This is a genomic window from Ensifer sp. BR816 (assembly GCF_000378985.1).
GTDB lineage: Bacteria > Pseudomonadota > Alphaproteobacteria > Rhizobiales > Rhizobiaceae > Sinorhizobium.
Genome location: NZ_KB905370.1, coordinates 5,050,512 through 5,069,273 on the forward strand (window position 1 = coordinate 5,050,512; position 18,762 = coordinate 5,069,273).

Below are 18,762 nucleotides of genomic sequence, written 5' to 3' on the forward strand. Positions count from 1 at the left end.
GCTGGTGTCTATTAAAGCTCGGCATCATTGGAGACGGGCTCGGCCGGGCGTGGAACGCGTTCGGACGGCTCGCGGCCGATCTCGCCCCTGAGCGTGGCCAGATCGATGAAATGATCGGCCTGGCGGCGCAGGTCGTCGGCGATCATCGGCGGCTGCGTCGACATCGTCGAGACGACGGAGACTTTGCGTCCCTTGCGTTGCAGCGCCTCGACAAGCGTGGTGAAATCGCCGTCGCCTGAGAAGATAACCAGATGATCGACGGTTTCGGATTGCTCCATGGCGTCGATCGCCAGCTCGATGTCCATGTTGCCCTTGATCTTGCGCCGTCCGAGCGAGTCGGTGAATTCCTTCGCCGGCTTGGTGACGACCTTGTAGCCGTTATAGTCCAGCCAGTCGATCAGCGGGCGGATCGAGGAATATTCCTGATCCTCGATAAGTGCGGTGTAATAATAGGCGCGCAGCAGGTAACCCCGTTTCTGGAACGCCTTCAGCAGCTTTCGGTAATCGATGTCGAAGCCTAAGCTCTTTGACGCGGCGTAAAGATTGGCACCGTCGATGAAAAGAGCGATTTTTTCGCGAGGATCGAACATCGTAATTTCCTTTTCCATGCCCTGCACATTATACCAAACCGCCCCGGCGGAAGGCTGCGCAGAAAATAGGTGCATTACATTAATAATTGCTGATATTGCAAATAATGTAAGTTATGCCACGCATTAATCCAAGCGGCGTACGGTGCATATAGCAAGTTTTAGCAGTTGCTCCAGTTCATCCACACTTCAATTTACGATTGCTGGTGGAGTTTTTGGCTGTTGTCTCCTGAAATACAATCCGTATGTGTATCCTTCGATCCCGTCGCGGATACGTCGTATTCTAACATGAGGCTGGGAATGATGTGAGCGAGGGATGCAGGAAAAACTTGAACTTATGCTGTTTTGATTGTATCCGGGCGGCTAATTCCAGAAATCGGAGCTGCAAGTGCCGTCCTGTTGCGGCGTTCCGGTTTCGTGTCGTTAATCATGCCGCGGCAGCCGCCGCGCTCTCGCAAAGGACAAGGCCATGGCCCGCGTCACCGTCGAAGATTGCATCGACAAGGTCGAAAACCGTTTCGAGCTCGTTCTGCTTGCCAGCCACCGCGCCCGCCTGATTTCGCAGGGCGCCCCCATTACGATCGACCGCGACAACGACAAGAATCCGGTCGTTGCCCTGCGTGAAATCGCCGATGAGACCCTCTCGCCCGGCGATCTTAAGGAAGATTTGATTCATTCCCTTCAGAAGCATGTGGAAGTGGACGAGCCCGAGCCGGACGCGGCCGCGATCGCCCAGTCGGAAACCGCCGCTTTCGCGGAGGTGCCGGAAGATGAAGACCAGCCGGAGGCGCTGACATTCGACCGCATGTCCGAAGAGGAACTGCTGGCCGGCATCGAAGGGTTGGTGCCTCCGGAAAAGAGCGACGACTACTGAGATCCGTTCGCGAACAATCGTTCCAAACGTGTTTTCGAAGCAGTGCGCCACTCATATGATTGGCGCACTTTTTGTTTGTCCGACTGTCATGGAGCCGCCTGCGGATGATGCGCCAATACGAGCTCGTTGAGCGCGTGCAGAAATACAAGCCCGACGTGAACGAGGCCTTGCTGAACAAGGCCTACGTCTATGCCATGCAGAAGCACGGCCAGCAGAAGCGGGCAAGCGGCGATCCTTACATTTCCCATCCGCTCGAGGTGGCGGCGATCCTCACGGAGATGCACCTCGACGAGTCCACGATCGCCGTTGCGCTGCTGCATGACACGATCGAGGACACGACGGCGACGCGGCAGGAGATCGACGAACTCTTCGGCGAGGACATCGGCGCGCTCGTCGAAGGGCTGACGAAGATCAAGAAGCTGGACCTCGTCACCAAGAAGGCCAAGCAGGCGGAAAATCTTCGCAAGCTTCTGCTCGCGATCTCGGACGATGTCCGCGTGCTGCTGGTGAAGCTCGCGGACCGGCTGCACAACATGCGCACGCTCGACCATATGTCGGCGGAAAAGCGCGCCCGCATCTCCGAGGAGACGATGGACATCTATGCGCCGCTGGCCGGACGCATGGGCATGCAGGACATGCGCGAGGAACTCGAGAACCTCGCTTTCCGCCATATCAATCCTGAGGCCTACGAGACCGTCACCAGGAGACTGGAAGAGCTCTCGCAGCGCAACGAGGGCCTGATCAAGAAGATCGAGGAGGAACTGAGCGAACTGCTGCAGGCCGAAGGCTTGAAGAATGCGCAGGTGAAGGGTCGCCAGAAGAAGCCCTATTCCGTCTTCCGCAAGATGCAGTCGAAATCGCTTTCCTTCGAGCAACTGTCGGACGTCTGGGGCTTCCGCATTATGGTCGACGACATTCCCTCCTGCTACCGCGCGCTCGGCATCGTGCATACGCGCTGGCGTGTCGTTCCGGGCCGCTTCAAGGACTATGTTTCGACGCCGAAGCAGAACGACTATCAGTCGATCCACACCACGATCATCGGACCGTCGCGTCAGCGCATCGAACTGCAGATCCGCACCAGACGCATGCATGAGATCGCCGAATACGGCATCGCGGCCCACGCCCTCTACAAGGATCGGGACGCTGTCACGGGCGAGACGACGCGGTCGCCGACATCGAACGCCTACGCCTGGCTGCGCCGGACGATCGAGTCGCTCGCCGAAGGCGACAATCCCGAGGAATTCCTGGAACACACCAAGCTCGAGCTCTTCCAGGATCAGGTCTTCTGCTTCACGCCCAAAGGGCAGTTGATCGCGCTGCCGCGCGGCGCGACACCGATCGACTTCGCCTATGCGGTGCACACCAATATCGGCGACACCTGCGTGGGTGCGAAGATCAATGGCCGCATCATGCCGCTCGTCACCCGCCTCAACAATGGCGACGAGGTGGAGATCATCCGTTCCGGCATCCAGGTGCCGCCGCCCGCCTGGGAGGAGATCGTCGTCACCGGCAAGGCGCGCGCGGCGATCCGGCGTGCCACCCGCGCTGCCATCCGCAAGCAATATGCGGGTCTCGGCTACCGCATTCTGGAGCGGACCTTCGAACGAGCCGGCAAGACCTTCTCGCGCGAGGGGCTGAAGCCGGTGCTGCACCGGCTCGGCCAGAAGGAGGTCGAGGATGCGATTGCTGCCGTCGGCCGGGGCGAACTCTCCTCGCTCGACGTGCTGCGCGCCGTCTTCCCCGATCACCAGGACGAACGCGTCACTGTCAAGCCGAGCGCCGACGACGGCTGGTTCAACATGCGCAGCGCCGCCGGCATGGTCTTCAAGCTGCCGGAGCGTTCGAAGGAGCTCGCCGCGGCGGGGCAGGCGGAAGGGCCGGAAGCGCTGCCGATCCGCGGCCTTTCCGGCAATGCCGAGGTGCATTTCAGCCCTGCCGGGGCGGTCCCCGGCGATCGCATCGTCGGCATCATGGACCGGGACAAGGGCATCACCATCTATCCCATCCAGTCGCCGATCCTGCAGAAATTCGACGAGGAGCCGGAGCGCTGGATCGACGTTCGTTGGGACCTCGACGAGGCCAACAATAGCCGCTTCATGGCGCGAATCGCCGTGAGCGCGCTGAACGAGCCCGGCACGCTGGCCGAGATTGCGCAGGCGATCGCCACGAGCGACGTCAATATCCGCTCCCTTTCCATGGGGCGCGTCGCGGCCGATTTCAGCGAATTGCAGTTCGACCTCGAGGTCTGGGATCTGCGCCAGCTCAATCATCTGATGACGCAGCTCAAGGAATTGCCGAGCATTTCGCTGGTCAAGCGCCTCTTCGAATAAGTAAGAGAGCGTCGCTCTGCTCGATATGCCTATTTCTTGGGCGGGGAGAGGCGCTGAACTGGCGTGTCATGCGCAGGGTGCATGGCTGCCGGCTGATCATGACGCTGGTGGAACACCGACCGCTAAATTACCTTTCGGATCGGGAGGTAAACGAAGAGGTTTGCCATGTTCAAGCAGTTGAAGAAAATTACCCGTGCGCTGCACATCCCCACCATCGCAGAGCGCGAGATCGCCTATCTGAACGGTTCGGTCGACCGCATCGACCTCGAGTACCGTCAACGCCAGATCGATCGCGGCCTGTTCCGCAAGGACTTCTGATCCACAGGCAGCAGGTCCGAAGGATCCGAGCACCGAGCGGACTTAAAGGCCTGGCTGGACAATGCGAGGAGGTCGTCGCGAGCCATGCATTTTCCGAATGGCTCGGATGCCTGTTCCGCCGGTTCGCGGCTCAGCCTTGCGCCTCGCGAGTGTGGCGCCTATCTTGCGCCCATCAAAAGGCGGCGGGCCGTCTTGCGCCGACGGGCGATTTCGGGATGCGACGACGACAGAATGCTATTTAGGCGCCGAGAACCGGTCACGATCTCCGAAAGGCTTCGTGCATTCGTCTGGCCGCGAAAGGGCTTCTCGCGCGGTCCGCGCTATATTGCGCTGCGCATTCTCCGCCTGAACTCCTCTCCCCATTCGATCGCCGTCGGTGTGGCCGCGGGCGCCGCTTCGGCCTGCACGCCGCTCTTCGGCCTGCACATCGTCCTTGCGGTCATTCTCGCGTGGCTCCTCTCGGGGAATGTCGTGGCGGCGGTTATCACCACGGCCCTCGCCAACCCGATCACCATTCCCGTGATCCTGGCGGCGGCCTACGAGATCGGCACCGCTCTCACCGGCCAGTCCGGTCCGGGCGTTGGCTCGGCGGAGATCGCCCGGTTGATCGAGCAGTTGCGACTTGCCGAGCTTTGGGGACCCGTGCTCAAGCCGATGCTCGTCGGCTCGCTGACCCTTGCGCTTGCCGGCGCTGCGATCTTCTACCCGCTTGCCTTCCAGACCGCCCGTATCTTCCAGGGGCGGCGGCGGGAGCGCCTGGAAAAAGCTGGATACCCGTCATGATCATCGGCATCGGCAGCGACCTGATAGACATTCGCCGCATCGAAAACTCGCTCGCGCGATTTGGCGAGCGCTTCGTCAATCGCTGTTTCACCGACATCGAGATTGCCAAGTCGGATGCGCGCAAGAACCGTGCGGCTTCCTATGCCAAGCGCTTCGCCGCCAAGGAGGCCTGTTCCAAGGCTCTGGGTACGGGGCTCGCCCAGGGGGTCTTCTGGAAGGACATGGGCGTCGTCAACATGCCGGGCGGAAAGCCGACGATGCAGTTGACCGGCGGCGCGGCGGCGCGTCTGCAGGAGATGCTGCCCGTCGGGCATCGCGCCGCCATTCATCTGACGATCACCGACGATTTCCCGCTCGCGCAAGCTTTCGTGATAATCGAGGCGCTCCCGGTTGCCCCCGCCGAGGGAACGGTTTAGAGCACTGCCGGATAGTGCCGGCTCCGGCGGTCGCTTGAAGCGACGTAGGCCGGTGAGCATATAAGTTCGATTGCGCGGCAGGATGACAAGGAAGAACTGAGCGTGGAAGAAAAGACAGAAACGCACCAGAGCGCCCTCTGGGAGAATGTAAAGGTCATTATTCAGGCGCTGCTCTTGGCTCTGGTCATCCGCACCGTTTTCTTCCAGCCCTTCACGATTCCGTCCGGCTCGATGATGCCGACGCTGCTCGTCGGCGACTATATCTTCGTCAACAAGTTCGCCTACGGCTATTCGAAATACTCGCTGCCCTTTTCGCCGGATCTTTTCAGCGGACGGATCTTTGCCAGCGAGCCGAAACGCGGCGATATCGTCGTCTTCCGCTTTCCGCCCAATCCGGACATCGACTACATCAAGCGCGTCGTAGGCCTGCCGGGCGATCGCATTCAGGTCCGCGACGGCGTGCTCCACGTCAACGACAAGCCGGTTGACCGCGTCCCTGACGGGGCTTTCCGTGCAGACGACAAATATGATACCGGCGGCGACGTACCGGTCTATCGCGAGACGATGGACACCGGCACCACCTACGACACGCTCGACCAGTTCCCGGACTCCAGCGGCGACAACACCCGCGAATTCCTGGTGCCGGAAGGCCATTATTTCATGATGGGCGACAATCGGGACAATTCCTCCGATAGCCGCTTCGACGTCGGTTTCGTGCCGGCGGAGAACCTGGTCGGGCGCGCCAGCATGATCTTTTTCTCGCTCGGCAACGGCACATCCTTCCTGAAGATCTGGGAGTGGCCGACGAATCTCCGCTACGACCGACTGTTCAAGGTTGTTGAATAATGAAGGGGCGCTCGCTGAGCGCGGAGGATCGGGCGAAGCTCGAGACCGCGATCGGTTACCAGTTCTCCGAGAAGGAGCGCCTCGATCGCGCGCTGACGCATTCCAGCGCCCGCAATGCCCGGGCGAGCAACTATCAGCGGCTGGAATTCCTGGGCGATCGGGTGCTTGGGCTGTGCGTCGCCGAACTTCTGTTCCAGACCTTTCTCGACGCCAATGAGGGAGAGCTGTCGGTTCGTTTGAACCAACTCGTCAGCGCCGAGAGCTGCGCCAACGTTGCGGATGAGCTGTCGTTGCACGAATACATTCGTACCGGTTCGGACGTGAAGAAGATCACCGGCAAGCACATGATGAATGTGCGGGCCGATGTGGTAGAGTCGCTGATCGCCGCGATCTATCTCGATGGTGGCCTGGAAGCGGCGCGTCGCTTCATATTGCGCTACTGGACAGATCGCGCCGCCAGCGCCGATGGCGCACGCCGTGACGCCAAGACGGAATTGCAGGAATGGGCGCACGCCAAGTTCGGCGTCGCGCCGAGGTACAGGACGGATGATCGCTCCGGTCCCGACCACGACCCGCGCTTCACAGTGACCGTTGAGGTCGATGGGATCGCGCCGGAAACGGGGACGGATCGCTCGAAGCGCGGAGCCGAGCAGGTTGCTGCCATGCGCCTGTTGGAACGCGAAGGTGTTTGGCAGAGACGGTCTGCCGGAAATTGACGGAAGCCATGACGGACAAGGAACAGGTTACGGGCGCCGACAGCACGGCGACCCGCTCGGGCTTCGTGGCGCTGATCGGCGCGACGAATGCAGGCAAATCGACTTTGGTGAACCGGCTGGTCGGCGCGAAAGTATCGATCGTCAGCCACAAGGTGCAGACGACGCGGGCGATCGTCCGTGGCATCGCCATCCATGACAACGCCCAGATCGTGTTCATGGACACGCCCGGCATCTTCAAGCCGCGCCGCCGGCTCGACCGGGCGATGGTGACGACGGCCTGGGGCGGAGCAAAGGACGCCGATCGCATCATGCTGCTGATCGACAGCGAGCGCGGCTTGAAGGGCGATGCCGAAACGATCCTCGAAGGCCTCAAGGACGTTCCGCAGCCGAAGATCCTCGTGCTCAACAAGATCGACCGGGTGCGCCCGGAGGACCTGCTGAAGCTCGCGGCCGCCGCCAACGAAATCGTTCCGTTCGAACGAACCTTCATGATTTCGGCGCTCACCGGCTCCGGTTGCGGCGATCTGATGGACTATCTTGCTGCGGCACTCCCGGAAGGGCCGTGGTATTACCCGGAGGACCAGATCTCCGATCTGCCGATGCGCCAACTCGCCGCCGAGATCACCCGCGAGAAGCTGTTCCTGCGCCTGCATCAGGAGCTTCCCTATGCGTCGCACGTCGAGACGGAAAAATGGGAAGAGCGCAAGGACGGCTCCGTACGCATCGAGCAAGTGATCTATGTGGAGCGCGACAGCCAGAAGAAGATCGCGCTCGGCAAGGGAGGGGAGGCGATCAAGGCGATATCGACGGCCGCCCGGAAGGAAATATCCGAGATCCTGGAGCAGCCGGTCCACCTCTTCCTGTTCGTCAAGGTGCGTGAGAACTGGGGCGACGATCCGGAGCGTTTCCGCGAAATGGGACTCGATTTTCCGAGGTAGCGCCTAGGCTTGGCCGGTGCTCGACACCCCTACTTCTGGTCGTTCGAGGCGGCGAGCCTCTTGTTCAGGAGCGGCCCGATCGTCTCTGCCCGATTGGTCCAGACGTAGCCGGAAAAATTCTCTGGAACGAGTGGAAGCTGGTCAGCGCTGTCGATGCCTGAGGTGAAGTCGCCGCCGCGATAGGGACCAAGCAGGATGATCTCGCTTCCCGCGGCCTGCATCCGGGCGGCGAACCTATTGGGCCAGCCCCATAGAAAAGGCGCGTAGTTGGCGGGTACCACGATCAGAGTATCCCGGCAGGCATCCGGCACGATTCCGGTCCAGCCATAGGCGGCGTAGCGGCCGAGGCAGGCCGTGGCGGATTGCCGATCATAGCCCCTCAGCCCGCCGACCAGCCGCAAGGTCTCCTGCGTCGGCGCTCTGCCTCCATAGACACCGAAGATCGATTTGCGCCACTCCGGGTGCAACCGCAGCATCACGGCAAGGGTTGCACCTTCCTCGCGCCGCTCGCTCTTGAAATTGATCAGGAAACGGCCATGGGGCAGGGCCGTGAAGACCTCCCTGAGTGTCGGCATCTGGCCTTCTCCCTGGCCGCGGAAGGGGAAGGTCTTCCCGCCATCCGCCGTGTAGCCGTAGCCGATGTCGAGCGTTTTGAGCTCGGACATCGGCGTCTCCTCGGTGACACCCGTCCCATCGGTGCGGCAGTCGAGCGTCCAATCATGAAAGACTGCGAATTGGCGGTCCGGCGTCAGGTGGACATCCAGTTCGATCACGTCGGCGCCGCTGTCGAGCGCAGCCCGCATGGAAGCGATCGTGTTCTCGAGATAGGCGTGGCGCGGTGGTTCGATTCGCTCAGCCGTGCAGGTGTCATTACCCACCCCATCCAGACTGAAGACCTGATGTATGCCGCGATGCGCCAGCACCCTGGCCGTGCCGGCAGGCGGTGCCACCAGATAGGAGGTGTTGAGGAGCCAGACGACGGCGGCGATGATGATCGTAACGGCAGCGATGACGGCGAGCTTCTTCATCGTAAGTCCTCCTCTCGCACCGCGCTTTGCTCGACCTCGTGGCGACCCCGGACGTGCGCTGCCACACGTCCTGATGCGGATTGCGAACAAACTGTCACCTTCGCGCACGATTGACCGGCATGGGCACTAATGGGAGGTAGGCGCCGGTGCCGCTCAATGCAATGCCGCAGGAGAACTTAAGTGCCGCAACTCGTCCAGGGAAAATGGGTCAAGGATGACGTCGCCGCAAGCGAAATGAAGGACGGTGCGTTCCATCGCGAGCCGACCCGCTTCCGCAATTGGATCACTGCTGACGGACGTTCCGGGCCGGACGGCCAGCCGTCATCCGCCGCCGAAGCGGGACGCTACCGGTTGTTTGTCTCCTATCTCTGTCCCTGGGCGTCGCGAACGATCGCCATGCGCAACCTCAAGGGGCTTCAGGAGATCATCGGCCTCACGGTGGCGAATCCCGTTCTCGGAGAGGACGGATGGGCGTATGACGCGCCGGTGGATGCGGGCCGCCGCGTCGGTGGCATCCGCTACCATCACCAGCTTTATACGGCGAGCGACCCGGCCTATACCGGCAAGGTGTCGGTGCCTGTGCTCTGGGACATGAAGGAAGGCCGCATCGTCAACAATGAATCGGCCGATATCCTTTGCATTCTCAACACGGCCTTCGACCATTTGTCCGGCGACCGCCTCGATTTCTACCCGATGGCCCTGCGTGCGGCGATCGATCGCTGGAACGAACCGATCTATGCGCGCGTGAACAATGGCGTCTACCGAGCCGGCTTTGCCAGGACCCAGGCCGCCTATGACGAGGCTGTCGCGGCGCTCTTCGGCATGCTCGACGAACTCGAGCGGCATCTCGATGGGAACCGATACCTCGCCGGGGAATATCTGACGGAGGCGGACATCCGCCTGTTCGTAACGCTCGTGCGTTTCGACGCCGCCTATCATGGCGCCTTCAAATGCAACATCCGCCGGATCGAGGACTATCCCTGCCTCTCGAACTACCTGCGCGAGCTCTACCAATGGCCGGGCATGGGCGAAAGCGTCCGGATCGACGATATCAAGCGCGGCTATTATGGCCTCCGCCACATCAACCCAACCGGCATCGTGCCGGCCGGCCCGGCGGCCGACTACGATCGCCCGCATGACCGGCGCCGTCTTCGTGGCCGCGGCGTTTTCGGCGTTTGAGGAGCCTTGCGCCTTTCGCGCCGCTTGGCGGAGACCGGATTTCCTTAGCATGTACTAAGGAAACAAGTCCTTGAGGGGCCACAGCACGACCCCATTGATTAACCGCCGAACACCGCTAAGTTAATGGAAGTTCTGATGGATAGGAGCCCGAAGAGGCTGGCCTGACGACATGCCGGTTGCAGCCCGCGCCTTCATGCACGGCGCCGCCGCTCCGGAGGCCGTGAGGCTTGCCGGAGGCGGGTTCGCGCTGCTTCTGGACTTAACCGGCGCCATTTCACAAGGTGCATATCCTTCCAGAAGCGACCGAACCCGCCCGCTCCATGCGAAGAACCGACATGGTCTGTGTAAGTCTGGCGCTGAGGTTGGAAATGAATGCTGGATTGCTGAAGTTGCTTCGCCGTCTTGTCCAGAAGGGAACTCTGACGGTTGTCTTTTCATCGGGAAAAAAAGCTCTCTTGGGTGATGGTACGGGAAAACCCGCCGCCATACGCATAACGGATGCCGAAGCCGAAAGGGCCATACTGCACGACCCCGGCCTGAAATTCGGTGAAATGTACATGGACGGCCGCGTCCTGGTCGAAGAGGGGGATATTTTCGACGTCCTGGCCATCATCAAGAACAATGGTGTGGAAAACGCTGCGACCTTCGCCAACTCCATCGTCGCCTTTTGGCATGTGCTGCGACAACAGCTGAAAAGTCGGTTGCCGATCAACCGCAACCGCTACAATGTCGCCCATCATTACGATCTCGACGCCAAACTCTTCAATCTGTTCCTCGACGAGGACTGGCAATATTCCTGCGCTTACTTTCATCCGCCGGGTATTTCGCTCGATGACGCGCAGCGCGCCAAAAAGCGCCATATAGCCGCGAAGCTGCTGCTCGAGCCCGGTCAGCAGGTGCTGGAAGTCGGTTCCGGCTGGGGAGGCCTGGCGATGTACCTTGCCGAGGCGACGGGCGTCGAAGTCACCGGCATTACCTTGAGCGAGGAGCAACTGAAGGTCTCGCGCGAGCGCGCCGCCAGGCGCGGGCTTTCCGACCGCGTGCGGTTCGAATTGCAGGATTACCGCACGCTGCAGGGACGGCAGTTCGACCGGATCGTCTCCGTCGGCATGTTCGAACACGTGGGCATCGGCAACTACGGCAATTTCTTCCGCAAGATCAAGGAATTGCTCAAACCCGACGGCGTTATGCTGCTTCATTCGATCGGCCAGGTCTACAAGCCCTGGGCGACCAATCCGTGGATCGAGAAATACATCTTCCCGGGCGGCTACATCCCCGCGCTTTCGGAGGTGTTGCCCCCGGTCGAGAGCACGCGCCTGCTTGTCAAGGACATCGAGATCCTGCCGATGCACTATGCCTGGACGCTGAGGGCCTGGCGCGAGCGTTTCGTCGCCCGGCGCGAGGAAGCGGTGAAGCTCTATGATGAGCGCTTCTTCCGGATGTGGGAGTTCTATCTCGCCGCTTCCGAGACGGCCTTCCTCTACGACAAGCACTTCATCTTCCAGCTCCAGCTCTCGCCATCGCTGGAGACGGTTCCGGTTTCGCGCGACTACATCGAAGCGAAGGAGCGTGAATTGCTCGAATTCGAAAAGACCCGTTCGCGACTGGAACTCGTCGCGGTTTAGCATGGGCGCGCTGTGTTTTTCTGCCCCTCATCCGGCCTGCCGGCCACCCGAGGAGAGGGGCATTCCGCTTCGCCTGTTGGATGTTCGACGCCTGCCATCTTCTGTGGAGTGCGTGCGGGCGACGAAACGCCCTCACTTGGCCTACATCGTCTGTGCCAGTATGGTCCGGTTCGAAACCAGGACACGGAATGCAGACATGACCGCAAAGCCCATCGCCGCCATCATCGCCAGCGAGATCAAGGCGACCGCCGCGCAGGTCGGCGCGGCGGTCGAATTGCTCGACGCCGGCGCGACGGTGCCTTTCATCGCCCGCTACCGCAAAGAGGTCACCGGCGGTCTCGACGACACGCAGTTGCGCACTCTCTCGGAACGGCTGACCTATCTGCGCGAGCTCGAAGCGCGCCGGGGGTCGATCCTCGAGTCGATCCGTGCCCAGGGCAAGCTCACCGATGAACTGGAAGGCAAGATCGCCGCCGCCGTTACCAAGGCGGAGCTCGAGGACATCTACCTGCCTTACAAGCCGAAGCGGCGGACCAAGGCGGAGATTGCCCGGGAGCGAGGGCTCGGACCGCTCGCCGAGGCGATCCTCGCCGATCGCTCGATTGCGCCGGCCGAACGGGCAGTGGCCTTCCTTTCTGCAGACGTGCCGGACACGAAGGCGGCGCTCGACGGCGCCCGCGACATCATCGCCGAAAGCATGACGGAGAACGCCGACCTCCTGGGTCGCCTGCGCAGCTACATGCGGGACGCGGCATTCCTGAGGGCGAAGGTGGTCGACGGCAAGCAGGCGGCAGGGGCGAAGTTCTCGGATTACTTCGATCACGCGGAGCGCTGGGCAACAGCGCCGGGCCACCGCGCGCTGGCGATGCTGCGCGGCTGGAACGAAGAAATCCTTTCGGTCGACATCGCCGTCGACCAGGACGCGGCATCTCCGCAAAAGCCGGTCGAACGCATGATCGCCGCCGCCTACGAGGTCGGCGCGCACTTGCCCGGGGACAAATGGCTGCTGGACGTGGTCGGCTGGACCTGGCGGGTCAAGCTTTCCCTGTCGCTTTCGCTCGATCTGATGCGTGAACTGCGCGAGCGGGCCGAGGAGGAAGCGATCCGCGTCTTTGCGCGCAACCTCAAGGACCTTTTGCTTGCGGCCCCCGCCGGCTCGCGTCCGACCATGGGTCTCGACCCCGGCATCCGGACCGGCGTCAAGGTCGCGGTCGTCGACGGCACCGGCAAGCTGCTCGAGACGACGACGGTCTACCCGTTCCCTCCGAAGAACGACATTCGCGGCACGCAGGCCGAACTCGCGGCGCTCGTCCGCAAGCACAAGGTCGAGCTGATCGCCATTGGCAACGGCACCGGCAGCCGCGAAACCGAGAAGCTCGTTGCCGACATGCTCGCCCTGCTGCCGGCACCGAAGCCTACCAAGGTGATCGTTTCCGAGGCGGGCGCCTCTGTCTATTCCGCTTCGGAAACGGCGGCGGCGGAATTTCCGAATCTCGATGTTTCGCTGCGCGGTGCCGTGTCCATCGCCCGCAGGCTGCAGGATCCGCTCGCCGAACTCGTCAAGATCGAACCGAAGTCGATCGGCGTCGGCCAGTACCAGCATGACGTCGACCAGTCGCATCTCAGCCGTTCTCTCGACGCCGTCGTCGAGGATGCGGTGAACGCCGTCGGCGTCGATCTCAACACCGCATCGGCACCGCTGCTGGCGCGTGTGTCCGGCCTGGGCAAGTCGTCGGCGGAAGCGATCGTGGCGCATCGTGATGCGACGGGCGCTTTCGCAAACCGACAGCAGCTTCTCAAGGTGCCGCGCCTCGGCGCCCGCACCTTCGAGCAGTGCGCCGGCTTCCTCAGAATTACCAATGGCTCCGAGCCGCTCGATGCTTCGGCCGTGCATCCGGAGGCCTATGGCGTGGCAAAGAAGATCGTGGCTGCTTGCGGCCGCGACGTACGCTCACTGATGGGGAACAGTGCGGCGGTGAAGGCGCTCGATGCCCGCGCCTTCGTCGACGAACGCTTCGGTCTGCCAACGGTCAAGGACATTCTCTCGGAACTGGAGAAGCCCGGCCGCGATCCGCGCCCGAGCTTCAAGACCGCGACCTTCGCCGAGGGGGTCGACGACATCAAGGATCTGAAGGTCGGCATGCAGCTCGAAGGAACCGTGACCAATGTCGCGGCCTTCGGTGCCTTCGTCGATATCGGCGTGCACCAGGACGGGCTCGTGCATGTCTCGCAACTCGCCGATCGTTTCGTCAAGGACCCGCATGAGGTGGTGAAGGCCGGCGACGTGGTGCGCGTTCGCGTCACCGAGGTCGATGTCGCGCGCAAACGCATCGGTCTTAGCATGCGCAAGGATGGCGGTGCCGAGGCCGGGGGACGCGAGGCGAGGGGGGCATCGCCGAGCGGTGGCAACCGCAATGCGGCCGCGCGACCGCAAAAATCCCAGGCGCCAGCTCAGGGCGCGTTCGGCGCGGCGCTGATGGAAGCGATGAAGAAAAAATAACGCGGCCATGGAACGGCGCTGCGCCGAGGATCGTTACGTGCTCATCGGCTCATGACGCGATGGTTGCAGGAACAATCTATAAATTAGTTAATTGAAATATAAACTCCCCTCCGTCATACTGCCTTCGAGGCGGCATCGGTCCGTCGTGGCGGTGCCGACCATAGGAATGCCGGACTACGGCGGAACAGGTCAGCGGAAAATCCTCTTCCGCCGGGGCTCCCGGCGAAAGGAGGTGCGTCATGGTGCGCAATGCAATCCGCGGCCTTCCGCACGCCGTCCTTCTGGCGGCAGCGGCAACCGCATATCCGGAAATAGCAGGCGCGCAGAGCGTCATGAATTGCGCCGAGCGCTCGCAGGTGATCGAGTTTCTCGCTCGGCAATACGCCGAGAAGCAGGCCGCAGTCGGATTGATCAATCAACAGGCGGTGATGGAACTCTACGCCGCCGACAGCGGCAGCTGGACCTTGATCATAACCGACGTCTCGGGCCGAAGCTGTGTGATACTCGCCGGTAAGGCCTGGGAGACGGTCATTCCCGTCGGGCCGAAAGTCTAGTGGCCGGATAGATTTGTCCGGTTCCGCGTACCCTGTTTCCCCATCACGCGATGGCGCAGTCGCCAGCGCACGAAATCCCGAGCCCGTCCAATATGATTCAGCCGCAGACCCACTACAGCGCCGTGCGTCTTATCAGACGCACTAAGGTCGCTGTAGCACTTTAAATTGCTGCATGTTTTTCTCCTTAAATCGGCTACGATTTAAGGAAACATGCAGTAGAGCGGAAGCAGGAAGGTTGTGCTTCCCGCGCCCGCTCCAGTCTCTCTTACCGATCAGTCCGGCCGGCCGACGCTCGCATAGGTGAAGCCGTGTCGGGTGACCTCGTCCTTGCGGTAGATGTTGCGAAGGTCGACGAGCAACGGGGTGCTCATCGTGCGTTTAAGCCGCGTGAAGTCCAGCGCCCGGAATTCGTTCCATTCGGTGACGATCACCAGTGCGTCCGCTTCTGCTGCCGCCTCATAGGGATCGGTGGCATAGTCCAGGCCGTCGATGACCTTGCGCGCATTCTCCATCCCTTCGGGATCGTAGCCCGTCACCCGGGCGCCGGCATCCTGCAGCGTCTGGACGATGGCGATCGCCGGGCTGTCGCGCATGTCGTCGGTGTTCGGCTTGAAGGTGAGTCCGAGCACGGCGATCTTGCGGCCGCGCACGTCGCCGCCGAGCGCGGTGATGACCTTGCGGCCCATGGCGCGCTTGCGGTTGTCGTTGACGGCGACGGTGGTCTCCACCAGCCGTACCGGACTGTCGTGGTCCTGTGCTGTCTTGACGAGCGCCAGGGTATCCTTGGGGAAGCACGAGCCGCCGTAACCCGGGCCGGCATGCAGGAACTTGCCGCCGATACGGCCATCGAGGCCGATGCCGCGGGCGACGTCCTGGACGTTGGCGCCCACCTTTTCGCAAAGGTCGGCCATTTCGTTGATGAAGGTGATCTTCATCGCCAGGAAGGCATTGCCGGCATATTTGATCAGTTCGGAGGTGCGGCGCGAGGTGAAGACGAGGGGAGCCTGGTTCAGATACAAGGGACGATAGACTTCCGTCATCACGTCGCGTGCACGCTGATCGTTGTCCGCAAGTCCGATGACGATGCGGTCGGGCCGCTTGAAATCGTCAATCGCCGCACCCTCGCGCAGGAACTCCGGATTGGACACGACGGCAAAGTCCGCATCCGGATTGGTTTCACGGATGATCCGTTCGACTTCGTCGCCGGTGCCGACCGGGACGGTCGACTTGGTGACGACGACGGTGAAGCCGTTGAGATTGGCAGCGATCTCGCGTGCGGCGGCATAGACATAGGAAAGGTCCGCGTGGCCGTCGCCGCGCCGGGACGGTGTGCCGACGGCGATGAAGATGACGTCGCTGCCGGAAACGGCAGGCGCAAGATCAGTGGTGAATTGCAGGCGCCCGGAGGCAACGTTGCTGGCGACCAGATGGTCGAGACCCGGCTCGAAGATCGGGATCTCCCCCTTCTTGAGCGCTATGATCTTGCTTTCGTCCTTGTCGAGGCAGACGACATCGTGGCCGAAATCCGCGAAACAAACACCGGAAACGAGGCCGACATAGCCGGCGCCAATCATCGTAATCTTCATCCGCTCTTCCTTTGTTGTTGGGTCCTTCTTGAGCCTTGGGAGCTACGCATCCATTGATAGGCAAATAGGACCGTTTTTCGACCTGCAAATGACAGGGGCGTTTTCTGGGCGTTTTCCGATGCGTGAAATCGCTCGGTAGCCCTCAGGCGGTGGTCTCGGCAGGGCGATAGTACTGTTCGTACCATTCCACGAATCGCGCGACGCCTTCCTCGACCGGCATGGACGGCTTGAAGCCGGTCAGCGCCTCGAGCAGGTCCGGTGACGCGTAGGTGCGCGGCACGTCGCCCATCTGCATCGGCAGCATGTTGCGGACGGCAGGCCGGCCGACGACCCGCTCGACGGTCTCGACGAAGGTCATCAGGTCCACCGGCTGGCCGCCACCGACATTGACGACGCGGAACGGCGCGTGCCGGGAAAGCGTGTCCTGCGCCAGGTCCAGTCCGACGCGATTGGCCTCGGACGGCGCGACGTGGGAAAGCCGCAGGATGCCCTCGACAAGATCGTCGATATAGGTGAAATCGCGGCTCATCCGGCCCTCGCCATAGATATCGATCGGCCGGCCGTTGAGGATGGCATCGACGAATTTGAACAGCGCCATGTCGGGCCTTCCCCAGGGACCATAGACGGTGAAGAACCGGAAGGCCGTCGTCGGCACCCTGTAGAGATGGGCGTAGCTGTGGGCCATCAGCTCCATCGATTTCTTCGTCGCCGCATAGAGCGTCATCGGCTCGTCGGCCCGGTCGGCCTCGGCAAAGGGTATCTTCTCGTTCGCACCGTAGATCGACGAGGTCGATGCCAGCATCAGATGCTTCGGGCCGATCGCCCGGGCCAGTTCGAGGATGTTCCAGGACCCCATCAGGTTCGCGTCCATATAGGCCTTCGGATTTTCAAGGCTGTAGCGAACGCCCGCCTGGGCGGCGAGATGGATGATGACCTCCGGTTCCGCAAGCTCTGCGGCGCGGTCGAGGGCGGCGCGGTCCTCGAGCATTGCCGTCACCGCCTTGAAGCCGTTCGAGCGCGCCAGGATCGCGTGGCGCCGTTCCTTGAGCCTCACGTCGTAATAGGGCGTCATGCCATCGAATCCGACCACGAAATGCCCATCGTCTATCAGCCGCTTGGCGACGTGAAAGCCGATGAAACCTGCGGTGCCGGTGATGAGGTAACGCACGGAAATGATCCCAGTTTTCGTGAACTTGATCGTTCATACGAAGAAAGCCGGGCAATGGAAAGATGAAACCGTCACTCCTCCTCACCGTCGAGTTGCTGCTGCAGGGCGGCGATCACGGACATCGCATGGCCGGAATACTGACTGATCCAGCGGTCATGTATGGCCCGGATCGGCAAGGCGTTCAGGTGGTTCCATCGTTCGCGCCCCTCGCGCCGGACAAGGACGAGGTTTGCCCCCTCCAACACCTTCAGGTGCTGCATTACGGTGCAGCGGTCGAGTTCGGAAAATCGCTCGCACAACATGCCCGTCGTCTGTGGGTCGTCCTTGAGCGCGTCCAGAATCTGTCGACGCAGGCCGTTGGCCAGCGCCTTGAAAACAGAGTCGTCTGTCGAATCAATTGACATGTTATATTTTTATAACATATTATGTCCGGACACAATCGGAAGGAGGTCGTCATGGCTTTCGAATTTCGTGTGAATGGGCGAATTGCCCGTCCCGTCGGGGAGGTCTTCGACGCGGTCGTCAACCCGAATCAGCTCGGTCGCTATTTCGTGACCCTCGGTGGCATCAGCGGTCCCCTGGTCGCCGGCACCACCGTCACCTGGTGGGGCGAAGTGCCGGTCGAGGTGGAAGTCGTCGAGCTCAATGAGCGGATCGTTTTCCGCTGGGATGCGATGGTCGCGAAGGAAGAGGCGCCATATCGGACGCGTGTGGAGATGCGCTTCCAGCCGCTCGAGGACGGCGCCACCATGGTGACTATCGCCGAAGCCGGGTGGCGCGAGAACGAGCAGGGGCAGAAGAGTTCCTACCTCAATTGCGAGGGCTGGTCCCAGATGCTCGCCTGCATGAAGGCCTGGGTCGAATACGGTATCAACCTGCGCGAGGGCTACTATGTGAGCGAACTCTCCGGCAAGCCGGCGCTCGAGCCGCAGGCATAGGAGGACGCACCATGCCAGTGGAGATAAAGGGCGGTATCAACATCGCGATGAAGGTGCCGAGTCACGAATACGCTGCCGTTGTGGCTTTCTACCGCGACGTCGTCGGCCTGCCGCCCTTCGACGAGAAACAGCCGGCCAAGGGCTTCATCCTCGGCCCGAATCGCCTGTGGATCGATGAAATGCCGCATTTGAGCCAGGCGGAAGTCTGGCTGGAACTGTTCACGGACGACCACGAAACCGCACTTGGCCATCTTGCGTTAAATGGCGTGGTCCGCTGCGACCCTGTCGAGGATCTGGGCGAGGGATTCCGCGGTGGCTGGGTGCTGAACCCCGCCAATATCGTGCATCTCGTGCGCGAGCCCGACGCCTGGTGATG

Annotated in this window: 19 protein-coding genes; 14 read left to right on the top strand and 5 right to left on the bottom strand. The window is 61.8% G+C overall.

The window, feature by feature from the left end:
* Nucleotides 1–11: 11 nt before the first annotated feature.
* On the bottom strand, nucleotides 12–590 hold the full coding sequence (locus RHIBR816_RS0124225; RefSeq protein WP_018239192.1) for an NYN domain-containing protein: 579 nt from the start codon (nucleotides 588–590) through the stop codon (nucleotides 12–14).
* 466 nt (nucleotides 591–1,056) lie between these two features.
* Between RHIBR816_RS0124225 and rpoZ the strand changes: the two genes are divergently transcribed.
* From rpoZ to era, 8 genes are all read left to right on the top strand, one after another.
* On the top strand, nucleotides 1,057–1,461 hold the full coding sequence (gene rpoZ, locus RHIBR816_RS0124230; RefSeq protein ID WP_018239193.1) for a DNA-directed RNA polymerase subunit omega: 405 nt from the start codon (nucleotides 1,057–1,059) through the stop codon (nucleotides 1,459–1,461).
* 104 nt (nucleotides 1,462–1,565) lie between these two features.
* Entirely contained in the window at nucleotides 1,566–3,791 is a 2,226-nt protein-coding gene (locus RHIBR816_RS0124235; RefSeq protein WP_018239194.1) for a bifunctional (p)ppGpp synthetase/guanosine-3',5'-bis(diphosphate) 3'-pyrophosphohydrolase, read from the top strand.
* A gap of 165 nt (nucleotides 3,792–3,956) precedes the next feature.
* Entirely contained in the window at nucleotides 3,957–4,109 is a 153-nt protein-coding gene (locus RHIBR816_RS36410) for a DUF3563 family protein (protein WP_018239195.1), read from the top strand.
* Between the two features lie 231 nt (nucleotides 4,110–4,340).
* Nucleotides 4,341–4,892: a DUF2062 domain-containing protein gene (locus RHIBR816_RS0124245; protein WP_245262656.1), complete on the top strand. Its 552-nt coding sequence runs from the start codon at nucleotides 4,341–4,343 to the stop codon at nucleotides 4,890–4,892.
* Nucleotides 4,889–5,308, top strand: a complete 420-nt coding sequence (gene acpS / locus RHIBR816_RS0124250; RefSeq protein WP_018239197.1) for a holo-ACP synthase — start codon at nucleotides 4,889–4,891, stop codon at nucleotides 5,306–5,308. Before RHIBR816_RS0124245 ends, acpS begins: the two co-directional genes overlap by 4 nt.
* A gap of 102 nt (nucleotides 5,309–5,410) precedes the next feature.
* Nucleotides 5,411–6,154, top strand: a complete 744-nt coding sequence (gene lepB, locus RHIBR816_RS0124255) for a signal peptidase I (protein ID WP_018239198.1) — start codon at nucleotides 5,411–5,413, stop codon at nucleotides 6,152–6,154.
* Nucleotides 6,154–6,870 (top strand): ribonuclease III, encoded by a 717-nt coding sequence (rnc, locus tag RHIBR816_RS0124260; RefSeq protein WP_018239199.1) that lies wholly within the window; start codon nucleotides 6,154–6,156, stop codon nucleotides 6,868–6,870. The genes lepB and rnc overlap by 1 nt, the downstream gene beginning before the upstream one ends.
* Nucleotides 6,871–6,878: 8 nt before the next feature.
* Complete coding sequence (gene era / locus RHIBR816_RS0124265) at nucleotides 6,879–7,808, top strand: GTPase Era (protein ID WP_018239200.1); 930 nt, start codon at nucleotides 6,879–6,881, stop codon at nucleotides 7,806–7,808.
* Between the two features lie 29 nt (nucleotides 7,809–7,837).
* Here the strand turns inward: era and RHIBR816_RS0124270 are convergent, their stop codons facing one another.
* On the bottom strand, nucleotides 7,838–8,836 hold the full coding sequence (locus tag RHIBR816_RS0124270) for a glycerophosphodiester phosphodiesterase family protein (protein WP_018239201.1): 999 nt from the start codon (nucleotides 8,834–8,836) through the stop codon (nucleotides 7,838–7,840).
* A 180-nt stretch (nucleotides 8,837–9,016) separates the two neighbouring features.
* On the opposite strand from RHIBR816_RS0124270, the gene RHIBR816_RS0124275 reads away from it, so the two are divergent.
* The 4 genes from RHIBR816_RS0124275 (at nucleotide 9,017) to RHIBR816_RS0124290 (ending at nucleotide 14,694) form a co-directional block, all read left to right on the top strand.
* Nucleotides 9,017–10,015, top strand: coding sequence for a glutathione S-transferase family protein (locus RHIBR816_RS0124275; protein ID WP_018239202.1), 999 nt, complete (start codon nucleotides 9,017–9,019; stop codon nucleotides 10,013–10,015).
* 368 nt (nucleotides 10,016–10,383) lie between these two features.
* Complete coding sequence (locus RHIBR816_RS0124280) at nucleotides 10,384–11,640, top strand: cyclopropane-fatty-acyl-phospholipid synthase family protein (RefSeq protein WP_026187379.1); 1,257 nt, start codon at nucleotides 10,384–10,386, stop codon at nucleotides 11,638–11,640.
* A gap of 196 nt (nucleotides 11,641–11,836) precedes the next feature.
* Nucleotides 11,837–14,140: a Tex family protein gene (locus tag RHIBR816_RS0124285; protein ID WP_026187380.1), complete on the top strand. Its 2,304-nt coding sequence runs from the start codon at nucleotides 11,837–11,839 to the stop codon at nucleotides 14,138–14,140.
* 239 nt (nucleotides 14,141–14,379) lie between these two features.
* On the top strand, nucleotides 14,380–14,694 hold the full coding sequence (locus RHIBR816_RS0124290) for a hypothetical protein (protein WP_018239205.1): 315 nt from the start codon (nucleotides 14,380–14,382) through the stop codon (nucleotides 14,692–14,694).
* A 272-nt stretch (nucleotides 14,695–14,966) separates the two neighbouring features.
* Here RHIBR816_RS0124290 and rkpK read toward each other — a convergent pair whose 3' ends face one another.
* The 3 genes from rkpK to RHIBR816_RS0124305 all read right to left on the bottom strand — a co-directional run bounded on the left by rkpK (nucleotide 14,967) and on the right by RHIBR816_RS0124305 (nucleotide 17,852).
* Nucleotides 14,967–16,280, bottom strand: a complete 1,314-nt coding sequence (rkpK, locus tag RHIBR816_RS0124295) for a UDP-glucose 6-dehydrogenase (protein ID WP_018239206.1) — start codon at nucleotides 16,278–16,280, stop codon at nucleotides 14,967–14,969.
* Nucleotides 16,281–16,422: 142 nt separating this feature from the next.
* Entirely contained in the window at nucleotides 16,423–17,448 is a 1,026-nt protein-coding gene (locus RHIBR816_RS0124300; RefSeq protein WP_018239207.1) for an NAD-dependent epimerase, read from the bottom strand.
* A gap of 71 nt (nucleotides 17,449–17,519) precedes the next feature.
* Nucleotides 17,520–17,852, bottom strand: a complete 333-nt coding sequence (locus tag RHIBR816_RS0124305) for a helix-turn-helix transcriptional regulator (RefSeq protein WP_018239208.1) — start codon at nucleotides 17,850–17,852, stop codon at nucleotides 17,520–17,522.
* Between the two features lie 51 nt (nucleotides 17,853–17,903).
* Here RHIBR816_RS0124305 and RHIBR816_RS0124310 point away from each other — a divergent pair, with 51 nt between their 5' ends.
* A complete protein-coding gene (locus tag RHIBR816_RS0124310; protein WP_018239209.1) occupies nucleotides 17,904–18,386 on the top strand; it encodes an SRPBCC domain-containing protein in 483 nt (160 codons plus the stop codon).
* Nucleotides 18,387–18,397: 11 nt separating this feature from the next.
* On the top strand, nucleotides 18,398–18,760 hold the full coding sequence (locus RHIBR816_RS0124315) for a glyoxalase/bleomycin resistance/dioxygenase family protein (RefSeq protein WP_018239210.1): 363 nt from the start codon (nucleotides 18,398–18,400) through the stop codon (nucleotides 18,758–18,760).
* The last annotated feature ends 2 nt before the right edge of the window (nucleotides 18,761–18,762 follow it).